Source organism: Promicromonospora sp. MS192 (assembly GCF_049532985.1).
Classification (GTDB): domain Bacteria; phylum Actinomycetota; class Actinomycetes; order Actinomycetales; family Cellulomonadaceae; genus Promicromonospora.
Genome location: NZ_CP186693.1, coordinates 5047653 through 5073577, shown reverse-complemented (window position 1 = coordinate 5073577; position 25925 = coordinate 5047653). Strand labels below are relative to the sequence as shown.

Below are 25925 nucleotides of genomic sequence, written 5' to 3'. Positions count from 1 at the left end.
GCGTCAGGCCGTGCGGAGGTCGCCGATCCGGGCCGTACGCCGGCTCGCGACCACGAGGGTGCTCACCACCAGGCCCGCGAGGGCCCACAGCACGACCGAGGTGATGGCCATCCCGAGGCTCCCGGTGCCGGGCTCGACGAGCCGGCCCAGTCCGACCGTGGCGGGCCCGACCGGCAGGAACGACGTGATCCCCTCGAGGACGGCCGGCACCGTCGACACCACACCGGTGGCGATGACGAGCACCGCGATCAGCAGGCTCACTCCTCGCCCGACGTGGCCGAGCGCGGCCGCCAGCGCCTGGTTGGCCGCGACGAAGGCGACCGAGACGAGCGCACCGAAGCCCATCGTCGCGGCCCAGCCGCCGACGTCGAGCCCCTCGATACCCGCCAGGACGGCGCCGGTCGCCAGGCCCGTGACCACACCGATCGCCGCAGGGACGGCGAACGTCTCCAGCGTGAGCCGCAGCGCGCCGCGCGTCGAGCCCCGGGCGTGCAGCGGCACCGGCGGGAACACGATCATCAGGGCGAGCGCGCCGAGCCAGAGCGCCAGGACCGCGAACATCGGGCCGGTGGCCCCCGTGTCGAGGTCGGTGACCTCACCGTCGGTGGCGACCGGGTCGGCCACCACGGACGCGAGCGACTTCCGCTCCTGTTCCGTGTACGCCGGGATCTCCTCGGTGGCCTGGTCCAGGCCGCTCGACAGGTCCTGGGCACCGCCGGCCAGCTCACCGACGCCGTCCGCGAGCCCGCCGACGCCGGTGGCGAGCTGGGAGGTGCCGGCGCCCAGCTCGGTGACGCCGGACGCCAGGCCGTCCACGCCGGTGGCGAGCTGGCTGGTGCCGGCCGCGAGCTGACCCGCACCGGAGGCGAGCTGGTTCGCACCGGTGGCGATGCCGCCGGCAGCGCCGGAGAGCTCACGTGCGCCACCCGAGAGCTGGGAGACACCGACCGCGGCCTGGTCCGCGCCGGTCTGGAGCTCGCCGAGGCCGTCGGCGAGCTGGTGGGTGCCGCCGGCGAGCTGGGTGACGCCACCAGAGACCTGGGTGGCGATCGGGTCAAGAGTGCCCGCACCCTTCGACAGCTCCCCGATCCCAGCGGTCAGCCCATACAGTCCCGTCGGCTTCACCGTGGCGGAACCAGGCGTACCGGCAAGGCTGTCCATCGCCGCGACGAGCTCGTCAAGGCTCTCCGAGTCGCTACAGATCCCGGCGAAGTAGGGGTTTGCCGTACCGATCGCGCAACCCTCCTGGATGGTGTCCACCAGGGTCTCGGTCTGAGCAGCTAGAGCGGCTGCACCGTCGGCAGGGCCAGGCTGGTCGGCACTGCCTTCGAGGCCCGCCGACGTCTCCGCGAGCCCGGCAGCGAGTCCGCTCACACCGGTGGCCACGCCCTGCGCGCCCTCGGCGAGCTTGTCTGTGCTGGTGGCCAGCTCTCGCGCCCCCGCAGCCGACTGCCCCGCGCCAGCCGCGAGCTGGTTCACGCCCGCCGCCGCCTGGTCGGCACCCGCCGCCCACTGCTCGGCACCCGCCGCCCACTGGCCTGCGCCACCGGCCAAGCTGGACACACCCGCCTGCACCCCGGACACGCCGTCGGCGGTCTGGTGGGCTCCGGCCGCCAGCTCCTGCGCTCCCGCGCCGGCCTCGGTCGCACCGTTCGCGAGCTCGCCCGCGCCGTCCGCGAGCTGCTGTGCGCCCTCGCCCGCCTCGTTGGCACCGTCGGCGAGCTGCCCGGCGCCGTCAGCGGCCTTGCCCAGCTCCTCCGACAGCGTGGAGAAGCCGACGAGCACGTTGTCCACGTAGGTCTCGGTGAGCGTGCTGCCGAGCACGCTGGTCGCGGTCTGTGCCACGACCTGCGCGAGGGCGTCGTCGAGCACGCGGCCGTTGGTCGGCGTCGCGACGTCGATGGTGGCCTGGCGTGCCTCGGCCGGGTCGTCGCCGCTGAAGGACGTCGCCGCGGCCGAGAAGTCCTCCGGGATCGTCACGACGGCCGCGTAGGTGCCGTCGGCCAGGCCGTCGGCCGCGGCCGACTCGTCGGTGATCTCCCAGTCGTAGCTCGCGTCGGAGGCGGGGACCGCCGCTGCCTGACCGGCCTCGGCGTCGGCAGTCTCGCCGCCGCTCACGAGGCCCGCGGCGAGCTGGCGCCCGAGCGGGACGGTCTGGCCCTGGACCTCGACCGGCTCGTCGAGGTTCACGATCGCCGCCTTGACGGTGTCGAGGCGCTCCTGCGGGTTCCACAGGGCCGAGATGAGCAGCCCGAGGATCATCAACGGGAGAAGAGCCACGGCCACTGCACGCCACGGGTTGCGGAAGGGCTCGGGCCGCAGCCATCTTGTCGCGGTGCTCATGCCCGCACCTCCTGCTCGGTCACGTCGGACTGCTGGTCACGTTCTGTTCTGGATGAGCCGGCCCGCGGCCCTGGGCTGACATCGAGCATCGGCGTGCCGGCCGGCGCCAGGTCGGTCGCCGCCACGCCGGTCGAGCCGAGCAGCACCGCGACGCCGTCGCGCTGCGCCCCGGCCAGGGCCTGCGCCAGCTCGGCGCGCGCCGCCAGGTCGCCGACCGTCTCCGTGGCGTCGACCACGAGCACCGCAGGCTTGTCCCGCAGCGCACCACGGACCGCCTCGGCAGGGTGCCCGCCCTCGGCGGCGGAGTCCACCACCGCCACCCGGTGCCGCACCGAGGACGCTCGTTCCGGCAGCACGAGACCGGTCGTCTTGGCCACGCCGCCCGTCATGGCGAGCCGGCCCGACACGGCCAGCAGGAAGGCGCTGACCGGTGCCGTGGCGTCGCCGCGGACGAGCAGCGCGCCGCCGTCGGGCACGCGCACGCTCACGGGGCCCACCACCACGCCGGACCGGCCACGCACCTCCAGGTCCTGGGCGGCCACGGCGTCGGTGGCACCCGGCTCGGGCCAGTCCGCGAGCGACAGCTCGCGCGCCAGCCCCTCACCCTCGACGTCGAACGACGGCAGCACCCGGTCGAGCCACTTCGGCATGTACCAGGCCTTCTCGCCAAGCAGCGCGAGCACCGCGGGTACGAAGACCATGCGCACCACGAAGGCGTCCACGGCCACGCCCACGGCGAGGCCGAGGGCGATGGGCTTGAGGTTCATGTCGCCGTGCGGCACGAACGCGACGAAGACCGCGATCATGATGATCGCCGCCGCGGTGACCACCTTGGCGGAACCCTGGAACCCCGTGGTGATCGCGTGCCTGGCGCTGCCCCCGTGGACGTAGTCCTCCCGCATGCGGGACACGAGGAAGACCTCGTAGTCCATCGCGAGTCCGAACAGGATGCCCATGAGGACGATCGGCATGAAGCTGATGACGGGCCCGGTACGGGTCACGTTGAGCGCCTCGGCGAAGACCCCGTGCTCGAACACGAGCGAGACGACGCCGAACGCCGCGCCCACCGAGAACAGGTAGCCGATCGTCGCCTTGATCGGCACCGCGATGGACCGGAACACCATGGTGAGCAGGATCAGCGACAGGCCCACCACCACGAACGCGAACGGCAGCAGGGCGTCGCCGAGCTTGTCGGAGACGTCGATGCCGACCGCCGTGAAGCCGGTGACGGCCAGGTCCACGCCGTACTCGTCGAGGAAGTGGTCGTGCAGCCCGCGGATCTCGCGGACCAGGTCCTCCGTCTCGGCGGAGGTGGGGCCACCCTCCGGCACGACCTGGATGATCCCGGTGTCGGCCGTCGGGTTGGGGGTCGCCAGCGGCACGTCGGCCACGCCGGGCAGGTCGGCGATCTCGTCGCCGATCTGGTTCATCAGCTCGACGGGGTCGGTGCTGGTCACGATGGAGCCGGTCACGATGAGCGGGCCGTTGAAGCCGTCGCCGAAGTGCTCCGACACGAGGTCGTAGGTGATGCGGGCCGGGTCGTCCTCCTCCATGACGCCCGCGTCCGGCAGGGCGAGCCGCAGGTCCAGCGCGGGGTAGCTGAGCGCACCCATCGCCGCGACGACCAGGAGGACCGTCAGTGCCGGGATCTTCGTCACGGCCCGGACCCAGCCGGTGAAGAAGCGGTTCGGCCGCGGCTCCTCCGGCTCGGGTGCAGCCGGTGTGCGACGGCGTCGGGTCACCTCGGGGTCGGCGTCCGCCTCCTCGGCCGCGACGGCCTGGGCGGCCGCGCGCGCCGCGGCGCGCCGGGCCTTCCGCGACGGCCTGGGGCGCAGCCGCTCGCCCGCGAACCCGAGGAGCGCGGGGAGCAGGGTCAGCGACACCAGGACGGTGACGCCCACCGTCACGGCTGCCGCGACGCCCATGATGGTGAGGAACGGGATGCCGGCCACGCCCAGGCCCACCAGGGCGATCATCACGGTGAGGCCGGCGAACACGACGGCAGACCCCGCGGTGGCCGTGGCCCGCGCGATCGACTCCGGCACGGACAGCCCGGTGCCGAGCTGCTCGCGGTGCCGCGACACGATGAACAGGGCGTAGTCGATGCCGACCGCCAGGCCCAGCATCACCGCCAGCATCGGCGTGGTGGAGTTGATGGGGCCGAGCGCGGTGGCCGCGAACAGCAGCCCCATCGACGCCCCGACGCCGAGCAGCGCGTTCAGCAGCGGCAGCCCCGCGGCCACGAGCGAGCCGAGGGTCAGGACCAGCACCACGAGCGCGACGAGCAGGCCGATGCCCTCGGTCAGCGTCATCTCGGGGAACTTCGAGGAGAAGAGCTGACCGCCCAGGTGCGCCTCGGCGCCGTCGGGCAGTGCCTGCGCGAGCGCGTCCGCCTCGACGCCGAGCGCGTCCTTGGTCTCGTCCGTGATGGAGCCCTGGTCACCGTCGAGCTGGATCGTCAGCAGCGTGGCGCGCTCGTCATCGGACACCGACGCCGGCATCTGCTCGTCGTACGGGGAGGTGACGACCTCGACCTGCGAGACGTCGCCGATCTTCTCGACACCGTCCTCGATGGCCGAGCGCATCGGCTCGTCGTTGATGGTCCCGCCCTCGGGCGCGACCACGATCACCTGCGCTGAGGCGCCGCTGACCTGGGGAAACGTCGCCGCCAGGCGGTCGAGCGCCTCCTGGGACTCGGTGCCCGGGATGGACACCTGGTTGTCGAGACCTTGCTGCAGCAGGCCGGCCGCACCGCCCACGAGGACGAGTGCCACGACCCAGACGGCTACGACGAGCCGGCGGGCGCGGACGGCCCAGCGGCCGAGCGAGTAGAGGACGGAGGACACGCACACTCCTGGACGAGGCGGGGACCGATGACGGGACGTTCGATGCACCACTGTATCCGATGCACGAGTGCATCGGATACACGAGTGTATTGATACACTGGTGACCTTCCGCCCGAAGCAGTCCCCCGAGGAGAACTCCGTGACCACTGAACCCGCCACCGACGCCGGGTCCGGGTCGTCCGCCGAGCGCGCTTTCGCCTCTGCCCTCTCCCCCCGGCGTGAGCGCACCCGCGAGCGTCTGCTCGACGCGGCCTTCACGGTCTTCGCCCAGCACGGCATCCACGGCGCCTCGATCGAGGCGGTGTGCGAGGCCGCGGGCTTCACCCGTGGCGCCTTCTACTCGAACTTCAGCAGCAAGGAGGAGCTGTTCCTGGCGCTGGCCGAGCGGGCGCAGCGCCGTCAGCTCGCCGCGCTGGAGACCGTCGTCGAGGACCTGCAGCCCGACGTCGTGCGCGACGGCTCCGTGGACCACACGGCCGTCCGCGCGATCCTCTCGGTGGTGGTCACCGACCCCGGGCAGGCCCGGACCTGGGCGCTGATGCGCGCCGAGCTCGAGCTGCTCGCGATGCGCGACCCGACGGTCGGGGCGCCCTTCCTGGCCCAGGAGCAGGCGCTCCGCCGGGAGTGCGGGGCTGCGATCGAGCGGATCCTCGCGAACCTCGGCCTCCGGTTCACGATCGACCAGGACACGGCCGTCGACCTGCTGCTCGGCACCTACGAGTCGTCCATGCGCGCCTCGATGATCGCGAACCCCGAGGTGCAGGACGGCGACGTCGCCGCCCGGTCCGAGGTGCTGACCCAGCTCGCCAACCTGCTGGTCGCCAGCACGCGCTGACCTCGGGGTCACCCGTGCCCTGGCCTGGCGCCCGTTCCGGCCCGCGTCCTCGGTCGTCTGCACCGAGATCGGCCCGAGGAACGACCGATCTCGGTCCAGACGACCGAACCGCACGCCCGGCGCCGGGCTGCGGACCGTAGCGTCAGGCGAGCGCCTCCCCGACCAGCGCCTTCGCGGCGTCCTGCACCTCGGCGAGGTGGTCCGCGGAGACGAACGACTCCGCATAGATCTTGTAGACGTCCTCGGTGCCGCTCGGCCGCGCGGCGAACCACGCGTCGGCCGTCGTCACCTTGAGGCCGCCGATCTTCGCGCCGTTGCCGGGGGCCTCGGTGAGCGTGGCCGTGATGTCCTGCCCGGCCAGCGTCGTGGACGTGACGTCGGACGGCGACAGCGCGGCGAGCCGTGCCTTCTGCTCGCGCGTCGCGGCGGCGTCGACGCGGGCGTACCAGCTCTGCCCGTGCCGCTCCACCTGCGCCGCGTGGTGCTCGGACGGGGACCGCCCCGTGGTCGCCAGGATCTCCGAGGCGAGCAGCGCGAGCAGGATCCCGTCCTTGTCGGTCGACCAGACGCGCCCGTCCTTGCGCAGGAACGAGGCGCCCGCCGACTCCTCGCCGCCGAACCCGACCTCGCCCGAGAGCAGGCCGGGCACGAACCACTTGAACCCGACCGGCACCTCGACCAGCCGCCGGTCGAGCCCCGCGGCGACGCGGTCGATGAGCGCCGACGACACCAGCGTCTTGCCGATGGCCGCACCGGTGGGCCAGCTCGGGCGCGCCCCGCCGAACAGGTACTCGATGGCCACGGCGAGGAAGTGGTTGGGGTTCATCAGACCGTCGGCTGTGACGATCCCGTGCCGGTCCGAGTCGGCGTCGTTCCCGGTGGCGATGTCGAACGGCGCGCCGCCGTCGGGCCCCGTCATCTTCTCGACCAGGGAGGCCATGGCGTACGGCGAGCTGCAGTCCATGCGGATCTTGCCGTCCCAGTCGAGGGTCATGAAGGACCAGCGCGGGTCGACCTGCGGGTTGACGACGGTCAGGTCGAGGTCGTACCGCTCCGCGATCTCGCCCCAGTACTCGACGGACGCCCCGCCCAGCGGGTCGGCCCCGATCCGCACGCCGGACGCCCGGATCGCGTCGAGGTCGAGCACGCCTGCGAGGTCGTCCACGTAGCTCGACAGGTAGTCGTGTCGGTGTGTCCGGTCCGCGGCGAGCGCGTCCTGGAGCGACACCCGCTTCACCTGCCCGACGCCGGTCCGGAGGATCTCGTTCGCCCGGTCGGCGATCCACCCGGTCGCGTCGGAGCCGGCGGGGCCGCCGTGCGGCGGGTTGTACTTGAAGCCGCCGTCACGAGGCGGGTTGTGCGACGGCGTCACGACGATCCCGTCCGCCAGGCCGGCCCCCGGGGCCGCCAGGCCCGGCGTCCCCTCCGCGAACCGCGTCTGGTTGTGCAGCAGGATCGACTGGCTGACGGCGGGCGTCGGCGTCCACGAGTCGCGCGCGTCGACCATGACGTCGACGTCGGCCGCGGCGAGCACCTCGAGCGCCGTCTGCCAGGCCGGCCGGGACAGCGCGTGCGTGTCCCGCCCGATGAAGAGGGGACCGTCGGTGCCCTGGCCGCGCCGGTACTCCACGATCGCCGCGGTGATCGCGACGATGTGCGCCTCGTTGAAGGCATGGTCCAGGCTCGAACCGCGGTGACCGGACGTGCCGAAGACGACCTGCTGGCCAGGGTCGTCCGGGTCCGGGGAGAGGTCGTAGTAGGCGCCGACCACCTGGTCGACGTCGATCAGGTCGCTGGGCTGGGCGGGGGTTCCGGCACGCGCATCCATGCAGCCGATACTGCCAGGTACCGGGCGCGTGCGTCGCCGTCGGACGGGTCGCGTCGTCGTCGTAGGCTGACGGCATGTTCCCGCCCATGCAGCCCGAGGTCCCCGCGGTCCACCCCGGCGAGCTCGACCCCGCCACCCCCGTCCCCGACGGGACGACGCTCCTCGACGTCCGTGAACAGGACGAGTGGGACGCCGGCCATGCCCCCGGCGCGGTGCACATCCCGCTCGGCGACCTGCCTGCCCGGTTCGGCGAGCTCGACGCGGACGCCCCCATCCTGGTCATGTGCCACTCGGGCGGCCGTTCGGCACGGGCCACCCAGTGGCTCAACGAGGCGGCCGGGCTCGAGGCGACCAACCTCGACGGCGGCATCGTCGCCTGGACGGGCGCCGGACTGCCCGTCGAACGCTGACCGCCACCTGACGGCGGCAGCTACCTGACGACGCGCGGCCGGCTGGGCCCGCTCTCGTTCCAGACCCGGTCCAGCGCGGTGACCACATAGGTGTACGGCGTGCCGGCCACGGCGGTGGTGTCGAGCCACGACTGGATGCGCCCGCTCCCGGACCGGAACGTGCCGACCAGGTTCGCCGGGTCGTCGACGTCGACGGCGCCGGTGACCCCCGTCGCGCGGTACACCGCGAACGAGGTGGCGCGGGCGGTCCTGGCACCGAGGTCGGCGACATGGACGCGGACGCCGCCCTCGACCCGGCGGGTGTTCGCGAGGACCGGGCTGACCACGGGGTCGGCGGGCAGGTGCGGCATCGGCGGGATCAGCGCCGGGTGCTGGTAGTGGTCGGCCACCACGCGTGACATCCCGCCCTGCGGGTCGGCGGGGACGTGCACGGCCGAGTAGTAGACGTTCCCGTGCACCGGGCCGACGTCCCGGCTGACCTCGCGGCACAGGTCGAGGTGGTTGGTCAGCTCCTCGGGGTCGGTGAACACCCCGCTCGTCATCTTGTACAGGCCCTCCCCCACGTACAGCTGGGTGCCCGACGCGGCCGCGACCTCGGCCCACCACGGGACGAGGGCCGCGTAGTCCGCGACGGCCAGGCCGATCTGCCAGTAGATCTGCGGGTTGACGTAGTCGAGCCAGCCCTCCAGGACCCACTTGCGGGTGTCGGCGTACTGGTCGTCGTACGACTGCGAGCCGGCCGTGTCCGAGCCGAGCGGGTCCGTCGAGGCGTTGCGCCAGATGCCGAACGGGCTGATCCCGAACTTCACCCAGGGCTTGACCGTCTTGATCCGCACGCTCATCGTCTCGACGAAGCGGTCGACGTTCCCGCGCCGCCAGTCCTCGATGGTGTCGAAGCCCGCGCCGTGCTCCTCGTACGTGGCCGTGTCGGGCAGCTCCTGCCCGACCACGGGGTACGGGTAGAAGTAGTCGTCGAAGTGCACGCCGTCGATGTCGTAGTTCTCGACCGCGTGCAGGATCGCCCGCTGGATGTGCTCCTGCGCCTCGGGCACGCCCGGGTCGAAGTAGAGCCGGCCGCCGTAGGCCCACACCCAGTCCGGGTGCTGCCGCGCAGGGTGCTCGGCGACGAGCTGGGCGAGGTCGGCCTGCATCGAGACGCGGTAGGGGTTGAACCACGCGTGCAGCTCGATGTTGCGCTTGTGCGCCTCCTCGACCATGAACGCGAGCGGGTCGTAGCCCGGGTCCTGCCCCTGGGTACCGGTCAGGTACTGCGACCACGGCTCGTGCGGGCTGTCCCAGAGGGCGTCGGCCGTCGGGCGCACCTGGACGAACACCGCGTTCAACCGGTTCTCCTGCGCCACGTCCAGGTAGCGCAGGAACTCGGCCTGCTGCGTGGCGGGGTCGAGGCCGCTCGCGGACGGCCAGTCGATGTTCGCGACCGACGCGATCCACATGGCACGCAGCTCGCGCTTCAGGTTCAGGGCCGACGGCGGTTCGGGCGTCGCGTTACCCGTCATCGCGGTGGCGCCGAGCGCAGCGGCGGGGTCGAGCGCGGCGATGGTGACGCTGATCGCGGCGGCCGCGGTGCCCGCCGCGGCCATGGTGAGGAACTCGCGGCGGCCCAGGCCGGCCATCGCGCCTCGCGGGGCGCCGCCCGGTGGAAGCGACCTCGTGCGCGCGTAGGCGGGCATGGGTGTCGCCTCATGGCGGGCAGGGTGCCTCACGTGCTCTCGACCTCCGGTGCTGTCTGCTGGGGGCTGTGCCGTGCTGCTCTGTTGTTGTGTCTGTTGTTGTGGACCCACTGCTGACCCGTACGGTCCGGGGACCGTGCGGGCGTGCCAGACAGGGCAGAGCCCCTACGACGTTGGCCGGCGTCGATCGGCGCACTGCTCGATCACGAGTGATGAACAATGCCGCCGGGCGACGCCGTGGAGAAACTCTCGCACAAGTCGCGTCGGATGTGAAGTTGCAGAGCAATCACAGTTGTGGAATCTATTTTCACGATGCGGCGGCGGGGCCGGCCCAGGTCAGGAGGCGAGGGGACCCTGGAGCAGGTCGTCGTAGTCCGGTGCGTGCTGACGCATGTAGGCCCGGATGTACGGGCACAGCGGCACGACCTTGCGGCCGGCCTCACGCGCGGCCTCCAGCGCAGACTTCGCGAGCCGACCCGCCAGGCCCCGCCCCTCGTACTCCTCGAACACCTCGGTGTGCAGGAACACGACGACGCCCGGCTGGTTCTCGTAGACGGCGAAGCCGGCGAGCGTGCCGTCGACCGTCAGCTCGAAGCGGGACTCCTCGGGGTTGTCGGTCACCGTCACCTGCGGTTCGTCGGTCATGGGCACCATCGTGAGGCCTCCGCGCCACCGGAGGCCACCGCACACGTCCCACGGGCCCGCGGCCGCGCGCACCGAAAAGACGAGGGCCGTGTCAGTGGTCGGTGCGACACTCGACCCGTGCCCGAGACCGTCGTAACACCCCGCACCAACCCGTACCTGGCCGTGCTCCGCACGCCCGGCGCGCTGAAGTTCTCCACGGCGGGCGCGCTCGCCCGCCTGCCGATGTCGATGGTCGGGATCGGCGCCGTGCTCATGGTGCAGGGGCTCTACGACAGCTATGCGATGGCGGGTCGAGTAGCCGCGGTGCTCGGGCTCGCGCAGGCATTCCTCGCCCCGCAGATCGCACGCTGGGTGGACCGGCACGGTCAGCGGCGCGTCCTGCTGCCGGCCCTGCTGGTCTCCGTCGCGGGGCTGGGCGGCCTCGTCACCGCCGCGGTGCTGGGCGCCCCGGAGTGGGTGCTCTGGCCCTTCGCCGCGATCGCCGGCGGGAGCCAGGGGTCCTACGGCTCCATGGTCCGGGCCCGCTGGAACGGCGTGCTCGACGACCCGCGCCGCCTGCACACCGCCTATTCGCTGGAGTCGTCCGTCGACGAGCTGGTCTACATCGTCGGACCGGTGCTCGCCACGACGCTCGCCACCGCCGTGGCGGCACCGTCCGCCCTGGTGGTGGCCGGGATCGCGGCGGCCGTGGGCGGGCTGCTGTTCGTCGTGCAGCGCGCCACCGAGCCGGCTGTCGTGACGCCCGGCGCCGAGGTGCGCAGCCGCCCCGTGGTCCTCGTCCCGGGCATGCCGGTGCTGGTCCTCGTCTTCGTGGCCATGGGCGTCATCTTCGGCTCCATGGAGGTCGTCACCGTCGCGTTCGCCGAGGAGCTGGGGAGCAAGGGCGCCTCCGGCGTCGTGCTCGCGGTGTTCGCGCTCGGGTCGATGGTCGCCGGCCTCGTCTACGGGGCCCGGCACTTCACCAGCCCGGCCGTCCGCCGGTTCGTCATCGGGATGGTGGCGCTCGGACCAGGCGTGTCCCTCTTCCTGCTGGCGAACTCCCTGTGGACGCTGGCCGCCGTGATGTTCGTGGCCGGGCTCGCCATCGCCCCCACGGTCATCACGGGCAACGGGCTCGTGCAGGACATGGTGGGCAGACATCAGCTGACCGAGGCGCTCACCTGGGTGGGTACCTCGATCGGCATCGGCGCCTCGCTCGGCGCGTCGTTCGCCGGGCTGCGGGTGGACGCCGCCGGGGCCGACGCAGGGTTCCTCGTCCCCGTCGGCGCCGCGTGGTTCGCCGCGCTGCTGACGCTGGCCGCGAGCGGCACCCTGCGGCGCCAGTCGGCTGCACGGGAGTAGTTCGCACGCGAGGCCCGACACGACAGAAGTTCACCCGGTTGTTCAGCAGGTGGCATACGAGTTCCTGATAACTTGCAGGCAACTTCCAGAAACTTCAGGAACGGACGCGCATGCTCGTCTTCATCGTCATCGGCTTGCTGGGACTCGCGCTCGCACTCACGTCTCTGCTGCTCGGTGACTTCTTCGACCTGGCCGACGGTGCCGTCTCCGGCACGTCGCTCGGGTCAGGTGCCCTGCTCTTCGGCGCGACCGGCACGGTGATCCTGTCCTCCGGGCTGCCCGCCTGGGTCGCCTACCCGGCAGGCCTGGTGGTCGCCGTCCTCGTGATCATCCTCGTCAACGTGCTGATCAAGCGGCTCAAGGCCGGCGAGGACGGCACCCCGGTCTCCCTGGTCGGCACGCACGGCAGCGTGACCTCCGACGTCGACCGCGGACACGGCGAGGTCTCCCTCGATGCCGCCACGGAGCTGGAGACCCGGCTCGCGTTCTCCGACGAACCGATCCCGCAGGGCACCCGGGTCGTCGTCGTCGAGCAGCACGGCGCACGCGTCAAGGTCGAGCCCGTACCGCGCTGAGCGCGCGTCGTCGCGGTCCCCACCTCTGTTCACCGCCGGCCGGGACCGCTCGTCGGCCCGGTCGGTTCACCCCACCCCAGGAGCCGATATGACCGGTCAACTCATCGGGATCGTCGCCGTCGCGGCGGCCGTCCTCGCCGTCTTCCTCATCCTCGCGTTCGTCGCGAGCCGCATCCGCAGGGTGCCGCCCAACGAGGCGCTCATCGTGGTGGGCCGCGGCGCCGGGAAGTCCGAGGCGCAGACCGCGAGCCAGCGTGTCGTCGTCGGCGGCCGGGCGTTCGTGTGGCCCGTGCTGCAGCAGGGTTTCGCCATCTCCCTGGAGCAGCGCCAGATCGGCATCACGGTCGAGGGCGTGGACAAGAACCGCATCAAGATCGCGATCAAGGCCTCGATCAACTTCAAGGTCCGCGGCGACGAGGAGGGCGTGCGGCGCGCCGCGCAGCGCTTCCTGTCCCAGCAGCACCTGCTGACCGAGATCATCAAGGAGTCGCTGGAGGGTTCGCTGCGCTCCATCGTCGGTGACATGACGATCGAGCAGATCATCTCGGACCGCAAGGGCCTGTCCGACCGCGTGGTGCAGTCCACCAAGACGGACCTGTCGGAGCAGGGTCTGCAGGTCGACCTGCTCAACATCTCGGACATCTCGACGCCCGGCTCGGACTACCTGGCGAACCTCGGCCGGGCCGAGGCCGCCAACGCGCGGCAGCTCGCCGAGGTGTCGGAGGCCGAGGCCAAGCGTGCCTCCGAGTTCGCGGTGATCGATGCCGCCGAGCAGATCGCCGAGCGGCAGAAGGCGCTCGACCTCAAGAAGGCCACCATCAAGGCCGAGACGGACCGGGCGAACGCCGAGGCGGAGGCGGCCGGCCAGCTCGCCCGCGCCGAGCAGGACCGCCTGGTGGCGCAGCAGGAGCGCGAGGCGATGGCCGAGAAGGCCCGCGTGGAGCAGGAGCGGCTCGACATCGAGGTGCGCAAGCCGGCCGAGGCGCGGGCCTACGCCGAGGTCCAGGGGGCCAACGCACGCCGCGACGCCGACAACGCGGCCACCGAGGCCGAGGCCTTCAAGCGCACCACGATCGCGCAGGCGAACAAGACCGCCGCGCTGCAGGACGCCGAGGCCGCCGCCGAGGCCGTGCGTCGCGCCGGTGAGGCGGAGCGGGACCGGCAGGTCGCGCTCGCCGCGGGCATCGAGGCCGAGGGCCGTGCCCGCGCCGCCGCCGTCGAGGCCGAGGGTCTGGCCGAGGCCGCCGCCACGGACGCCAAGGCCGAGGCCCTGCGCAAGTACGGCGAGGCGGCCCTGACGCAGGAGCTCATCGAGCGGCTGCCCGAGATCGTCCGTGCCGCCGCCGAGCCCATCAGCGCGATCCAGGGCATGACGGTGGTCTCGACGGACGGCGCCTCCGCCGTCACCAAGAACGTGGCGTCGGTGCTCGGCGAGGGGCAGGGCGTCATCAAGCAGCTCACGGGCGTGGACATCAACCAGCTCGTCACCAGCCTGGCCGCGAAGGCCGACGGGAACTCGTCGTCGGCCAACTGACCGGGTCCCGACGTGCCGGACGCCCGGGTCGCACCGCGGCGTCCGGCACCTCGGGTCAGGGTTCCGGGTGGCGGGCGTCGTACCGCCAGAAGCGTGGCGTCAGCCGGACGATCAGCCAGAGCAGCACGACGCACGTCAGGCCACCGACGACGGCCGCCCAGCCCTCGCCGAACCACGTGGCCTCCGCGCCGAGCACCATCTCGCCCAGTCGCGGGCCACCGGCCACGACCACGATGAACACGCCCTGGAGCCGGCCGCGCATGTGGTCCGGCGTGGCGGTCTGCAGGATGCTCTGCCGGAACACCGACGAGATGCTGTCCGACCCGCCCGCGAACGCGAGCGCGATCCCGGCCGCGACCACCGCCCAGACGATCGCCCCGTCCGGCGAGTCCCTGCCCACCAGGACGAGCACCAGCCCGAAGGCCGCGATCGACAGTCCCCACGCGGTGATGGCCCAGACGATCACCTGCCCCTGCTTGCGCATGCGGGTCAGCCCGCCGGAGAAGACGCTCGCGAGCACGCCGCCGACGGCGAAGGCCGCGGCGAGCACACCGGTGGTCGACTCGCCGCCGCCCAGGTAGATCACGCCTGCCGCGGGCCACAGCACGCGCGGGAAGGCGAGCACCATCGCGCAGATGTCGACGAGGAACGTGGCGCGCACGTTCGGCTGGGTCGCGAGATACCGCAGGCCGTCCAGGACGGAGCGCAGCCCGACGGCGCCCACCCGGGCACGTCCGGGTCCACCGCCCGCCGCCCCCTCGGGGAGCACCGGCGGAAGCCGGAACACGGCCCACAGGGCGGCGAGGAACAGCACCATGTCCAGCGTGTACGCCCAGGCATACCCGAGCCGGGCCACCAGGAGGGCACCGATCAGCGGGCCGCCGGTCAGCGCGACGTTCATCGAGAGGGTGGCGAGTGCGTTGGCCGCCGGCATGAGCTCCTTGGGGAGCAGCCGCGGGATGATCGCCGACCGGGCCGGGTTGTTGATCGCGAAGGCCGCGCTCTGCACCGCGACCAGCGCGTAGAGCAGCGGGACCGACTCCAGGCGCAGCCAGGCCTGCGCCGCGATGCCGGCCACGACGACCCACAGCACGAGCGAGGACACGAGCGACACCTTGCGGCGGTCGTAGTGGTCCACGAGCGCGCCGCCGTACAAGCCGAGGGCCACGAGCGGGACCAGCGAGAAGAGGCCCAGCACGCCGACGGCGAGCGTGGAACCGGTCAGCGCGTAGATCTGCAGGCCCACCGCGACGATGGTCACCTGCGTGCCGATGTTCGAGATCGACAGGCCCACCCAGAGCCGCCGGTAGTCCGCCGACACCTTCAGGGGCGTGGTGTCGGCGAGCAGGTGGCGCATAGTGCTCCGATCGTAGGCCCCGGTCGCGGGAGTGTCCGGGGCCGTCCGTGTGACGTGCGCCTCCCACGACGCCCGCGAGCGGGTGGACAGCACGCGAACAGCGGAGCGGGAGCCCAGGTCACCCCCCGATGACCTGAGCTCCCGCTCCGTTCAGTTCCGGTCCGCGGACCGGGGCGCCCCCCAGCGGCGCCCCGACCCTACGAACCTGCCGACCCGGGCCTGGGTCGGTCCTCGGTCGCGAGTCACCGTGGTGCCTCATGACCGAGGGCCGGGCCCGGATCGTTGTCGTCCGTCATGGTGTGGTCAGTGACCACACCTCAACGGCGACGTGTGCGGAGCACCGCGATCCCCAGCCCCAGCAGGAGCGAGATCAGCGAGAGCTGCCCCGTAAACATGTGGCCCGTCCGAACGGTCGTGTCACCGGGCACACGCACCGGCTCCGCCTCGTTCTCGGGCTCCGGCTCGGCCTCGGGCACCGGTTCGACCGTCGTGCCCAGGAACCCGCCGGTCAGACCGCCCGGCAGGATGTTCGTGTCGTACGACCGGGAGTCACGAACCGGCCGCCCGTCGCCCCAGCGCAGGTCGACGCTGCCCTCGGGCAGCTCACGAGCTGCGACGGGCACGGCCACCGGGGTCACGGCGGGCATCGTGCTGTCACCGGCCACCGGTGCGCTCGGGCTGGTCATGCCGTGCCCGGGCTCCACGGGAAGCACCGTCGTGAGCTCCACCTCGCCCGGGTTCCCGGCGGCCGGGTCGACGCCGTGCGTCCCCGGGCGGCCGTCGGGACGGTCGGTGTCCGGACGGTCGCTGCCGGGACGGTCCGTGCTGCTGCCAGGGGATCCCGGCGCGTGGTCGCCCTCGCCGTCCCCGGGCCGTCCAGTTCCCGGACCGTGGCCGCCCGGGTGCTCGGTGCCGGGCTCCTCGGTGCTGGGCTCCTCCGTACCGGGCTCCTCCGTACCGGGCTCCTCGGTGCCGGGTTCTTCCGTCCCAGGTTCCTCGGTACCCGGGCCGGTTCCCGGCTCCCCGACTCCCGGCCAGCCTGTTCCGGGCTCCTCCGTTCCGGGCTCCTCCGTACCGGGCTCCTCCGTACCGGGCTCGCCGGTTCCCGGCTCCTCGCCCGGCTCCTCGACGCCCGGCGACGGCACGCCCGTCAGCAGATCGTCGACCAGGCCGCCCTCCCCCAGCGCGCCCTCGACGACACCGGCGACATCGCCCTCGACGAGCGACCCGACGACACCCTCGCGTCCCACGAGGTTCTCCACGAGCCCGCCCACGACTCCGCGCTGCCCGTCTCCCTGCGTCGCACCGCCGGCCGCGTCATCGAGGCTCACGACGGCCGCACCAGCAGCGTCCGCACCAGCAGCATCCGCACCAGCAGCATCCGCACCAGCAGCAGCGTCCGCACCAGCAGCATCCGTGCCGCCGGCGTGCGCCTCCGCAGCGGCTACCGTCTCGGGGCGCGCCGGGTCCGGCCGCTCGCCGGCCGCGGCGTACGCGGCGGACGCGCCGACGACGACGAGGCCGCCCGCGACGAGTGCCGTGCACAGGGCGCGTCGGATGAATGTGTCCATGGGGGGTCTCTCCTTGCCTGTCCTGGAACCGACGGCAGAGCCGCCGTCGGGTGGTACCGCACGCGTCGGCGCGGTCCACCCAGGTCAGGCAGGAGAGACAGGGATGTCCGTGTAGCTGCTGGACAGCTTGGCGCGCGACTCGTCCACCGAGACGCGCCAGGCCCGGGCCCGGAAGACCAGGAGGGCCGCGAGCATCGCCAGGGGCTCGCCGCCCAGCGGCTTGAGCTGCGACGCGCCGCCGCTCGCGAGGCCACCGGAGCCGGCGGCGAGCGCTGCGCCCGCTCCGCCGGCCCCGAGCGGCAGGCCCGCACCCGGGCCGCCCGCGGCGGACCCGGTCAGGACGTCGTGCACGCTCACGGTGTCCGTCGCGGCGGTATCGCCGGCAGCGGTCGCCGCCGTCGGCGCGAGCATCGCGTCCTGGACCCCTGCCGGGGTCCGGACCACGACACCCGCGGCGTCCCCGGAGGCCTGCAGCGACCCCGGGTACGCCGGCTCGGTGGGCTCCACGATCAGCTCGGCAGGAACCACGGTCGCCGGAAGGGTCGGCGCCGCGGGAACGGCCGGAAGCTCCGGCACGAGCACCTCGGGCAGTGGAGCGAGGGGCGCCACGATCGGGTCGAGCGGTTCGACGACCGGCTCGAGAACCTCGCCGACCGGGGCGACGACCTGGACCACGGGCGTCAGCACCGGGGCGAGCGCGTCGGTGATCGGCGCGGTCACGGGATCGAGCGCCCCCAGGACGGGGCCGGTCACGCCGCCCACGACGTCGGTCACCGGGGAGAGCAGCCCGGCCACGGGGGACAGGAGGCCGTCGGTCACGGGTGCCAGCGGCTCGGTCACCGTGCTCAGCACGGGCGCCAGCGGCGAGACGATCTGCCCGACGACGCCCGTCACCGGAGCGAGCTGCTCGCCGAGGGGCTCGGTCACCGGGGTCAGGATCGTGCCGACCTGCTCGGTCACGGGCCGCAGCACCGGGTCGGAGACCTGCTCGACGACGTCGGCGGTGCGGGTGACGGGCTCCTCCACGATCGAGGTGACGATCTCGCCCAGGGGCGCCGTCACCCCGCTGCGCACCGGCTCCGTCGCCGGCGTCAGCACACCCTCGGAGACCGCGGCCACCGCGCCCTCGACGGTCTCCGTGACCGGGTCCGTCGGCTCAGGAGCGGCGGTGCCGGGCGCGTCCGTCTCCGACGGCGCGGGCTTCGTGGCGCCGGACCCTGCGGGCTGCTCGGCGGCGGCACCCGTCCCCGCCGTGCTCTGCCCGGTCGACGACGGGTCGGTGGCCGGCTCCGGTGCAGGCGGCGTCGCCTGCCCGCCGGCCGCGGCCGGCTCACCCGCCGCGCCCTCGGGCGCAGCGGCTCCGGCGTCCTCGGTGCCCGCGGCCCCGGCGTCACCGGGCTCGACGGTCCCGGCGTCCTCGGGCGCGGCGTCCGGCGCGGGCGTCAGGCCCAGCAGGCCGGTGGTCGACGTGACGAGCCGGGCGGTCGCGTCCAGCGTGTCGCCCAGGACGGAGCCGCGGACGCCGGCGGTGGGGTCGGTGGCCTCACGGACCACCGAGTCGGCAGGCCCGCCCTCGGCGGCGGCGGACGGTGCCGCGAGCGTGACGCCGAGCGCGAGGCCCGCGGCACCGAGTGCGACCGTCCCGGCGGCGCGCGCGACGAGGCGACGGAGGTGCTCCCCCGTGCCTGTCAGCGCGTCCCTCGACATCGGTCTCCCGCTCTCCGGCCCGGACGGGCCGCCAGCAGATATGTATACGCATCAAATCTTCGCGGCGTCACGCATATCGGCAACTGCATACCTGCGGTTTGCGGATCGAGAATTTTGTGCTTAGGAACTGCGACATGTCGGGAGAGGCGCGTTATCTCGGGCATCTCACGGGATCGACCCCTATGCGGATCACCCACAGAACCACTATGGGTGAACTTGTCCGGGTCGAGCAAGAGTCAGGCGACGGTGGCCCCGAAGATCAGCCCGAGCACGTAGGTGACACCCGCCGCGCCGAGACCGATGGCGATCTGGCGCAGGGCACGCGTGAGCGGCGACGTCCCCGAGAGCAGCCCGACGACCGCCCCCGTCGCCAGCAGCGCGATCCCCACGAGGGCCGTGGAGACCACCACCGCCGCGAGCCCGCCCAGACCGAACAGGTACGGCAGCACCGGGATCACCGCGCCCGACGCGAAGAAGCAGAAGGACGAGAACGCCGCGCCCCACGCCGTGCCGTGCGTCTCCAGGTCGTCACCGTCGCCGTCGCCGTCGGCGACGGGCTCGGCGTCGGCCGCCTGCGGGTGCAGCAGCGGGCTCCCGTGGTCGCCGGGCGTGACGGCGAGCCGGGCGAGCACGGCGTCGGCGTGCGCGGTCGCGTCGTCGACGGTCATGCCCCGCGCCCGGTACACGAGCGCGAGCTCGTTCGCGTCGACGTCGAGGTGCGGCAGCGCGGCCGCGGCGTCGGGCGACGGCGACGACGCCTCCAGCAGCTCGCGCTGCGAGCGCACCGAGATGAACTCGCCGGCGCCCATCGAGAGCGCACCCGCCAGGAGACCGGCCAGACCCGACAGCAGCACGGTGCTCGTCGCCACCCCGGAGGCGCCGATGCCGAGCACGAGAGCGAGGTTGGACACGAGGCCGTCGTTGGCGCCGAACACCGCCGCGCGGAACGTGCCGGACAGCCGGTTGCGACCGCGGGTGGCCAGGGCGCGCACCACCTCCTCGTGGATCTGCTCGTCGGCCGCCATCGTCACGGTGGCGTCGGCGTCGTGCGCATAGGACGAGCGGGCCTCGGCCCGCTGGGCGAGCGCCAGCACGAACACGCCGCCGAACCGCCGGGCGAGGAAGCCGAGCGCACGCGTGCGCAGGTCGCCCCGCACCGGCGCGCCGACGTCCGGGCCCAGGAGGTCGAGCCAGTGCGACTCGTGCCGCTTCTCCGCCCGCGCGAGGGCAAGCAGGATCTCCCGCTCCTCACCCGTGCGGCGCCCGGCCAGGTCCCGGTAGACGGCAGCCTCGGCCCGCTCGTCGGCAAGCAGACGGCGCCACCGACGGATGTCCGCGCGGGTGCGGGGCCGGGAGGGGTGCTGCTCCTGCGCGCGCTCGGCGGGCGTCGGCATGCTGCCGGACGGGCGGCGGGGCGGTTGGGGCGAGGCGTGGGGCACGTCGTCATCATGCCCAGGAAACGGCGGCCATGGGTTTCGTGGCTCCGGGGTGACGGGTTCGCCGTCCCGAACTCTCGGACGGGGACACCGACATCCGGTACCCGCGCCGCCACGCCCTGGGCGCCCGCACGGGTTGCGGGCGGAAGGATGCACAATGGACGCCGTGATCATCGTCAGCACGCACGGGTCGGCCGCGCCCGGCGGCGCGATCGGATGGGCATGGATCAACCACGCGGGCGGTCAGTTCGACTCGGGCGGCGCTGCCCGGGGCAACGACCAGGTCGCGGCGCTCTCGGCCCTGCTGCGCGCGATCGAGGCGCACCCCGGCGACGAGCCCCTCCTGGTGGAGTCGAGCTCGCAGTACGCCGTCCGGTCGGTGTCCGAGTGGTCCGAGGGATGGAAGCGCAACGGCTGGCGCTCCCCGTCCGGCGACCCGGTCCCCAACGTGGAGCTGGTGCGTGACGTCGACCGGGCCGTCTCGGAGCGCACCGGACCGGTCCGGTTCCACTGGGTGCGGGGCCACGTCGGCAACCCTTACAACGAGCGGGTCGACCAGCTCGCCGGCTTCGCTGCCGAGGAGTGGGCGGCCGGGCGGGGCGGCGTCGGCGAGATGCTCGTGCCGGACGGCGGGATGATCCCCGACGCCGAGCTGCGCGGCGGGAGCGTTCCCGCGGAGCCGGCCGAGGCGCCGGCTGCACCGGCCCCGACCCCGGTCGGCACGACGGGCCGCACCTGGGAGTCCCTGACCCTGTTCTGACCTACCCGGCCTCGTCGAGTGCCGGGTATGCGCCCTCGTGATCCACCAAGGAGGGCAGATACCCGGCACTCAGCGGTCTAGAGCCCTACGAGCACGCGGTCCTGGCTGGAGGTCGTGGTGTCGGGCTCCGTCTCGCGGACGAAGAGCGGGACGGGCTTGGCCGTGCGGGCGCTGAACTCCAGCCGGTCGGCGACGGCGCGGGCGTGCTGTGCCATCTCGTGGGCGATCGTGACGCTCTCGCCGAGGTAGGCGCGGGGGTCGATCAGGCGGCTGATCTCGGCGCGGTCGAAGTAGGCGCTGACCGTCGCGTTGCGCACCAGCAGGTCCAGGAACGGAGCGTCGCCGACGGCGGACTCCTGCGCCACCTCGTACACGACCTCGTGCGCCTTCTGCCGGCCGATGCGCTCCCCCAGCTCCATCATGAGCGACTCCGAGCCGATCAGGCCCTCGCTCAGGGCGAGGTTGGCACGCATGCGCTGCTCGTCGAGCTCCAGCCCGTCGAGGATGACGTCGAGACGGGTCAGGATGTCGCCGGCCAGGACGGTGGCGCGCGCGACGGTCTCCTCCAGGAGATCGGTCATGCCGCCGTTGGCCTCGTGGTCGTGCTGCATGGACTCCAGTGCGGGCGCGGCAAGGGCGCGGAGCTGGGCACTCATGGACAGCAGGTCGAGGGCGAGCTGCGGGTTGCGCTTGTGCGGCATGGTCGAGCTGCCGACGGTGCCCTCGGGGATGGGCTCGAACGCCTCGCCGAACTCCGGCTGCATCATCGAGTAGATGTCCTTGCCGATCTTGCCGGCCGTGCCCGCGACCTGGGCGAGCGTCAGCACGAGCTCGACGATGCCGTCGTTGATCGCCCGCGACGGCACGGGCATGGTGCCCAGCCCGAGGTGGTTCGCGACCCGGCGCTCGACCTCGCGCCCGGCGGGGCCGAATGACGCGAACGTGCCGACCGCACCGCCCATGAGCACCCGGAACAGCCTGTCCTCCAGGCGCTCCAGGCGGTCGGTGTGCGCGGTGAGCTCGTCGATCCAGACGGCCACCTTGAAGCCGAACGTGACCGGCACCGCGTGCTGGCTGTGCGTGCGGCCCGCCATCGGCACGGCCGCGGACGCCTCCGCCTGCTTCGACATGCCACGCAGCACCTTGGCGAGCAGGTCCTTGATGGCGCGGTGCGCGTCACGCAGGACGAGGACGTCGGCGGTCTGCGTGATGTTCTGCGTGGTGGCACCCCAGTGCACCCAGCCGCCGTGCTGCCGGCCGACCACCCGGGCGAACTCCTCGATGAGCGGCATCAGGGGGTGGCTGGCCGACGCCGTCTCGGCCGCGACGCGATCGAGGTCGAGCTTGTCGATCTGGGCGTGCTGCGCGATCGCCTCCCCCGCCGGCTCCGGGATCAGGCCGGCCTCCGCCTCGGCCAGAGCGAGCGCGGCCTCGACGTCGAGGCGCGCCTGGAATCGGTTCTCGACGCTGAAGAGGTGCGCGATCCCCGCGTCGGGTACGCGTCCGTCCGTGAAGTGTCGAATCGATTCGTTGATCATCCCTGGATTCCCCGCTCAGTTTTCGCCGCACGTGACTGGTCGTGCTCCGGCACACTGCCGTACCGAATTGTGGAAGATGAAGCCGCATACAGCCTAGCGGAAATGTTTCAGCCATGTAACACGAGTGATGCCTGTCACACCCGGGAACCCCGCGTTGTGGGGTCGTACCAGCCCGTTCACCGGGGCCGGCCGGCGCACGGGACCGAGGGGGTGAACTTTGGGACCGTCTCGCCTGGCGGACGATCCGAGAACGACAGGACGCCCACGTCCCGGGTCAGCTGCACGGAGCAGGTGACCGGGGACGCAGGCGTCCGGTCTCGGCGAAGCGGGGAAGGGCGTCACGCGGTCAGCCCGCGGACGTCTCCTCAGAAGCATCGCGTTCCTCGCGTTGCGGCGAGAACGCGTCGAGGACGCTCCGGTGCAGGAGCGTGGTCCGGCGCGGGTTGGCGATGGAGTGGTACTGAGCGTCGTCGGCGTCCGTCATGGTCCTCCTCCGGTGCAGCCAGGCGTAGCGCTGCACGTGGTTCACCGCTGATGTGCGGGTCTACCATTTTCGGCGGTACCGCGTCTCGCCGTCGACCGAAGTGGCTGTGACATCGACCTCACCACCGCGTCAGCACGCGGCGGGCGGGCCCGGCTCACCGCCCCGTGCACGCCGGCCCCGGTCAGCCGCCCGGAGCGAGCACGACGTCGAAGCGCGTGCGTGCCCAGGTGCCGTCGACCGCGCGGCCGTCCGGTGTCGGCGTGCCGGCGGGCTGCTCGTCGAAGTCCATGACGAGCGAGTCCTTGACGCCGAACACCGAGTCCGAGGCGAGCAGCTCGTCGCCGCGCACGAAGATGTGGGTCACCAGCGTGCGCAGCCCGGGCGCCGTCACCATGAAGTGCAGGTGCGCGGCGCGCATCGGGGAGCGGCCGGACGCCGCCAGCAGCGCACCCACCGGACCGTCGTGCGGGATCGGGTACGGCGTGGGCGTGACACCCCAGAAGCGGTAGCCGCCGTCGTCGTCCGTGAAGAGGTGGGCGCGGCCCGCGGTGCGGTCGTCGCCGTACTGGACGTCGTAGAACCCGTCCTCGTCCGCCTCCCACACCTCGATGCGCGCGCCCGGGACCGGCTTGCCCGCGGTGTCGGTGACGGTGCCCTCGACCCAGCAGGGCTGGCCGGTGGCGCCGCCGGCGATGTCGCCGCCGTTCTCGATGCGCGGGGCGTCGTCCACGAAGAACGGGCCGAAGACGGTGGCCTCCGTCGCGTTCTCGTAGGCCGCGTTGTTGATGGCGATGGTCTGCATGGAGGCACCCAGCACGTCGGACAGCAGGATGAACTCCTGCCGCTTGTCGTCGGTGATGTGACCGGCGGCGGTGAGGAACGCGATGCCCTGGTTCCACTCGTCCTCGGTGAGCCGCACCTCGCGCAGGAACGCGTGCAGGTGCCGGGTCAGGGACTGCAGGACGGTCGCCAGGCGCTCGTCGTCCGCGCCCGCGAACGACGCCGCGACCCGGTCGACGAGCTCCTGCTCGCGGGCGGCCTGCTCGGCGTCGACGGGCTCGGCCGGGTGCCCGGCGGCCCCTGCGGCGTGCGGCTCAGTCATCGTGCCGCCCCCTGCCGAGGACCGAGCGCAGGGCGTCGCCCAGCGCGCCCGCTGGGTCCTCGGCCAGGGTCTGCGCCCGCCACGCGACGTGCGTGTCGGGCCGGACCAGGACGGCGCCCGACTCCTCGACCCCGCGGATCCGTGCCCAGTCGTAGTAGGTGTCGATCACCTCGCGCCCCGGTCCGATGACCACCGCCGCCAGTGGCACGCCGAGCTCGGCGGCGACCTTCGCCGCGGCGTCGGCCCAGGCCTCGCCCGCGATGCCGGTCACGAGCGTGAACCGCCCGTACGGGACCAGGTCGTGCGTCGAGCGCTTGTGCCCGTCCACGTCGGCCACCCAGACGTGCGGGAACCGCGCGCCGGGCACCGTGGACTGCTGGTAGTAGAGCTCGGGGTCGCGCTCGTCCACAGGCTGGGGAGAACCGTCGGAGACGATCGCGGCCGACTCGTAGAACTGGCCCATCTCCACGCCGTGCGCGTTGAACTCGTAGTGCTTGAGGTCCATGGCCTCCACGAGCGCCGCGCGCTTGGCCGCACCGGCCGGCGTGTTCGCCTTGCGCTCGTCGATCGCGGCCTGCATGGCCTCCGGCGTCTCCGCGTCCAGGACCCCGAGCACCTCCATGAACCGGAACTCGCCGCCCGACTTGTTGGCGCGCAGCACGATCTGCTCCGCGACCGGGGCGCGCTCGGTCGAGTACGTGTCCAGCAGCGACGGCGCGGCGTGGCCGTTCAGCACCGCGGCGATCTTCCACGCCAGGTTGTAGGAGTCCTGGACCGACGTGTTGGAGCCCAGCCCGTTGCTCGGCGGGTGCCGGTGCACGGCGTCGCCCGCGCAGAAGACCCGGCCCTTCTGGAGGTGGGTGGCGTACATCTGGTTGTTGCCCCACAGCGAGTAGCCGGTGATCTCGACGTCGAGGTCCTCCACGCCCACGAGCTGACGCACGATCTCGGTGGCCGCCGCGTCGTCGAGCTGCGGCGGGTCGCCCGCGATGTCGTAGCCCCACACGATGAGCCACTCGTTCCACGGCCGCACCATGCGGACCAGACCCGCGCCGATGCCGCCGACGTCGGAGCCCGGCTGGAGCACCCAGTACAGGACCGACGGGCGGTGGCCGACGAGGTGCGTCAGGTCGGCCTTGAAGGTGATGTTCATGGAGCCGGCGATGTCCATCGCGCCCTCCATGGGCAGGTCGATGTCCGCGGCCACCTGGGAACGGGCGCCGTCGCCGCCGATCAGGTACTTCGAGCGGATCGTGTACTCGGTGCCGGTGAGACGGTCGAGCACGCGGGTGCTGACGCCGTCGTCGTCCTGCGTGTGGCCCAGGTACTCCGTGGAGAACCGCGTCTGCGCACCCCGCTGGGCGGCGTTCTTCACCAGGATCGGCTCGAGATAGGTCTGCGGGATGTCCACGGTGAGCGACGGCGACGCGAGGCGTGCGTCCGCCTCGCGGGCCGGGTGCGTCTCCCAGGTGAGGATGCGGCCGATCTCCTCGCCCGCGATCGTCGTGCAGAACACGGTGTCGCCGACCAGCTCGTGCGGCGTGGCGTCCGCGAGCACCTGGTCCTCGATGCCCAGGTCGCGGAAGATCTCCATGGTGCGCTGGTTGGTGATGTGCGCACGGGGCGTGTTCGCCGTCCAGCGGTACTTGGTGATCATGATGGTGCCGACCCCGAGGCTGGACAGGAACAGGGCCGCCGACGCGCCCGCCGGGCCGGAACCCACGACCAGCACGTCGGTCTCGACGACGACGTCGGTGGCGCCCGGTGTCCCGGTCCCGGTGCTGCGTGCGGCGGTGCTGGGCAGTGCGGTCGCGGTCTGACCGTCGTCGAACTCAGGCATGACCCCAGGATGTCGTGCGACCACCTCACAGAAAAGGGCAAACCAGTAATTTGCCTCAGGTATCCGCAGGTGGGACGGCGTG

Annotated in this window: 19 protein-coding genes; 6 read left to right on the top strand and 13 right to left on the bottom strand. The window is 72.6% G+C overall.

Features of this window, described 5'->3' with window-relative positions:
* Window positions 1–3: 3 nt before the first annotated feature.
* The gene (locus ACO229_RS22590; protein ID WP_423462870.1) at window positions 4–2343 is read right to left on the bottom strand and encodes a YhgE/Pip family protein; all 2340 of its coding nucleotides are present in this window, start codon (window positions 2341–2343) and stop codon (window positions 4–6) included.
* Entirely contained in the window at window positions 2340–5189 is a 2850-nt protein-coding gene (locus ACO229_RS22585; protein WP_423462869.1) for an MMPL family transporter, read from the bottom strand. Before ACO229_RS22585 ends, ACO229_RS22590 begins: the two co-directional genes overlap by 4 nt.
* Before the next feature lie 139 nt (window positions 5190–5328).
* Here ACO229_RS22585 and ACO229_RS22580 point away from each other — a divergent pair, with 139 nt between their 5' ends.
* Window positions 5329–6024: a TetR/AcrR family transcriptional regulator gene (locus tag ACO229_RS22580; protein WP_423462868.1), complete on the top strand. Its 696-nt coding sequence runs from the start codon at window positions 5329–5331 to the stop codon at window positions 6022–6024.
* A gap of 142 nt (window positions 6025–6166) precedes the next feature.
* On the opposite strand, the gene pgm is transcribed toward ACO229_RS22580, so the two are convergent.
* The gene (pgm, locus tag ACO229_RS22575) at window positions 6167–7852 is read right to left on the bottom strand and encodes a phosphoglucomutase (alpha-D-glucose-1,6-bisphosphate-dependent) (protein WP_423462867.1); all 1686 of its coding nucleotides are present in this window, start codon (window positions 7850–7852) and stop codon (window positions 6167–6169) included.
* Between the two features lie 74 nt (window positions 7853–7926).
* On the opposite strand from pgm, the gene ACO229_RS22570 reads away from it, so the two are divergent.
* Window positions 7927–8262, top strand: coding sequence for a rhodanese-like domain-containing protein (locus ACO229_RS22570; RefSeq protein WP_397429148.1), 336 nt, complete (start codon window positions 7927–7929; stop codon window positions 8260–8262).
* 20 nt (window positions 8263–8282) lie between these two features.
* Here the strand turns inward: ACO229_RS22570 and ACO229_RS22565 are convergent, their stop codons facing one another.
* Both ACO229_RS22565 and ACO229_RS22560 read right to left on the bottom strand, forming a co-directional pair.
* Window positions 8283–9953, bottom strand: a complete 1671-nt coding sequence (locus tag ACO229_RS22565) for a family 10 glycosylhydrolase (protein WP_423462866.1) — start codon at window positions 9951–9953, stop codon at window positions 8283–8285.
* Between the two features lie 336 nt (window positions 9954–10289).
* Window positions 10290–10598, bottom strand: a complete 309-nt coding sequence (locus ACO229_RS22560; RefSeq protein ID WP_397429150.1) for a GNAT family N-acetyltransferase — start codon at window positions 10596–10598, stop codon at window positions 10290–10292.
* 117 nt (window positions 10599–10715) lie between these two features.
* Between ACO229_RS22560 and ACO229_RS22555 the strand changes: the two genes are divergently transcribed.
* The 3 genes from ACO229_RS22555 (at window position 10716) to ACO229_RS22545 (ending at window position 14048) form a co-directional block, all read left to right on the top strand.
* Complete coding sequence (locus ACO229_RS22555) at window positions 10716–11939, top strand: MFS transporter (RefSeq protein WP_423462865.1); 1224 nt, start codon at window positions 10716–10718, stop codon at window positions 11937–11939.
* 110 nt (window positions 11940–12049) lie between these two features.
* Window positions 12050–12514 (top strand): NfeD family protein, encoded by a 465-nt coding sequence (locus ACO229_RS22550; protein ID WP_397429152.1) that lies wholly within the window; start codon window positions 12050–12052, stop codon window positions 12512–12514.
* A gap of 88 nt (window positions 12515–12602) precedes the next feature.
* Window positions 12603–14048 carry a flotillin family protein gene (locus ACO229_RS22545; protein WP_397429153.1) on the top strand — a complete coding sequence of 482 codons (1446 nt, stop codon included), beginning with the start codon at window positions 12603–12605 and terminating at the stop codon, window positions 14046–14048.
* A gap of 55 nt (window positions 14049–14103) precedes the next feature.
* On the opposite strand, the gene ACO229_RS22540 is transcribed toward ACO229_RS22545, so the two are convergent.
* From ACO229_RS22540 to ACO229_RS22525, 4 genes are all read right to left on the bottom strand, one after another.
* Complete coding sequence (locus tag ACO229_RS22540; RefSeq protein ID WP_397411947.1) at window positions 14104–15405, bottom strand: MFS transporter; 1302 nt, start codon at window positions 15403–15405, stop codon at window positions 14104–14106.
* A gap of 317 nt (window positions 15406–15722) precedes the next feature.
* Window positions 15723–16976, bottom strand: coding sequence for a hypothetical protein (locus tag ACO229_RS22535; RefSeq protein WP_423462864.1), 1254 nt, complete (start codon window positions 16974–16976; stop codon window positions 15723–15725).
* A gap of 84 nt (window positions 16977–17060) precedes the next feature.
* The gene (locus tag ACO229_RS22530; protein ID WP_423462863.1) at window positions 17061–18683 is read right to left on the bottom strand and encodes a hypothetical protein; all 1623 of its coding nucleotides are present in this window, start codon (window positions 18681–18683) and stop codon (window positions 17061–17063) included.
* A gap of 236 nt (window positions 18684–18919) precedes the next feature.
* Window positions 18920–20077, bottom strand: a complete 1158-nt coding sequence (locus ACO229_RS22525) for a VIT1/CCC1 family protein (protein WP_397429517.1) — start codon at window positions 20075–20077, stop codon at window positions 18920–18922.
* Between the two features lie 199 nt (window positions 20078–20276).
* Between ACO229_RS22525 and ACO229_RS22520 the strand changes: the two genes are divergently transcribed.
* Window positions 20277–20879, top strand: coding sequence for a ribonuclease H family protein (locus ACO229_RS22520; protein ID WP_397411953.1), 603 nt, complete (start codon window positions 20277–20279; stop codon window positions 20877–20879).
* Between the two features lie 77 nt (window positions 20880–20956).
* On the opposite strand, the gene ACO229_RS22515 is transcribed toward ACO229_RS22520, so the two are convergent.
* The 4 genes from ACO229_RS22515 to ACO229_RS22500 form a co-directional block, all read right to left on the bottom strand.
* Window positions 20957–22417, bottom strand: a complete 1461-nt coding sequence (locus ACO229_RS22515; protein WP_397411955.1) for a class-II fumarase/aspartase family protein — start codon at window positions 22415–22417, stop codon at window positions 20957–20959.
* A gap of 346 nt (window positions 22418–22763) precedes the next feature.
* The gene (locus tag ACO229_RS22510; RefSeq protein WP_397411957.1) at window positions 22764–22901 is read right to left on the bottom strand and encodes a hypothetical protein; all 138 of its coding nucleotides are present in this window, start codon (window positions 22899–22901) and stop codon (window positions 22764–22766) included.
* A gap of 181 nt (window positions 22902–23082) precedes the next feature.
* Entirely contained in the window at window positions 23083–24003 is a 921-nt protein-coding gene (locus ACO229_RS22505) for an intradiol ring-cleavage dioxygenase (RefSeq protein ID WP_423462862.1), read from the bottom strand.
* Entirely contained in the window at window positions 23996–25843 is a 1848-nt protein-coding gene (locus ACO229_RS22500) for an FAD-dependent oxidoreductase (protein WP_423462861.1), read from the bottom strand. The genes ACO229_RS22505 and ACO229_RS22500 overlap by 8 nt, the downstream gene beginning before the upstream one ends.
* Window positions 25844–25925: the final 82 nt, after the last annotated feature.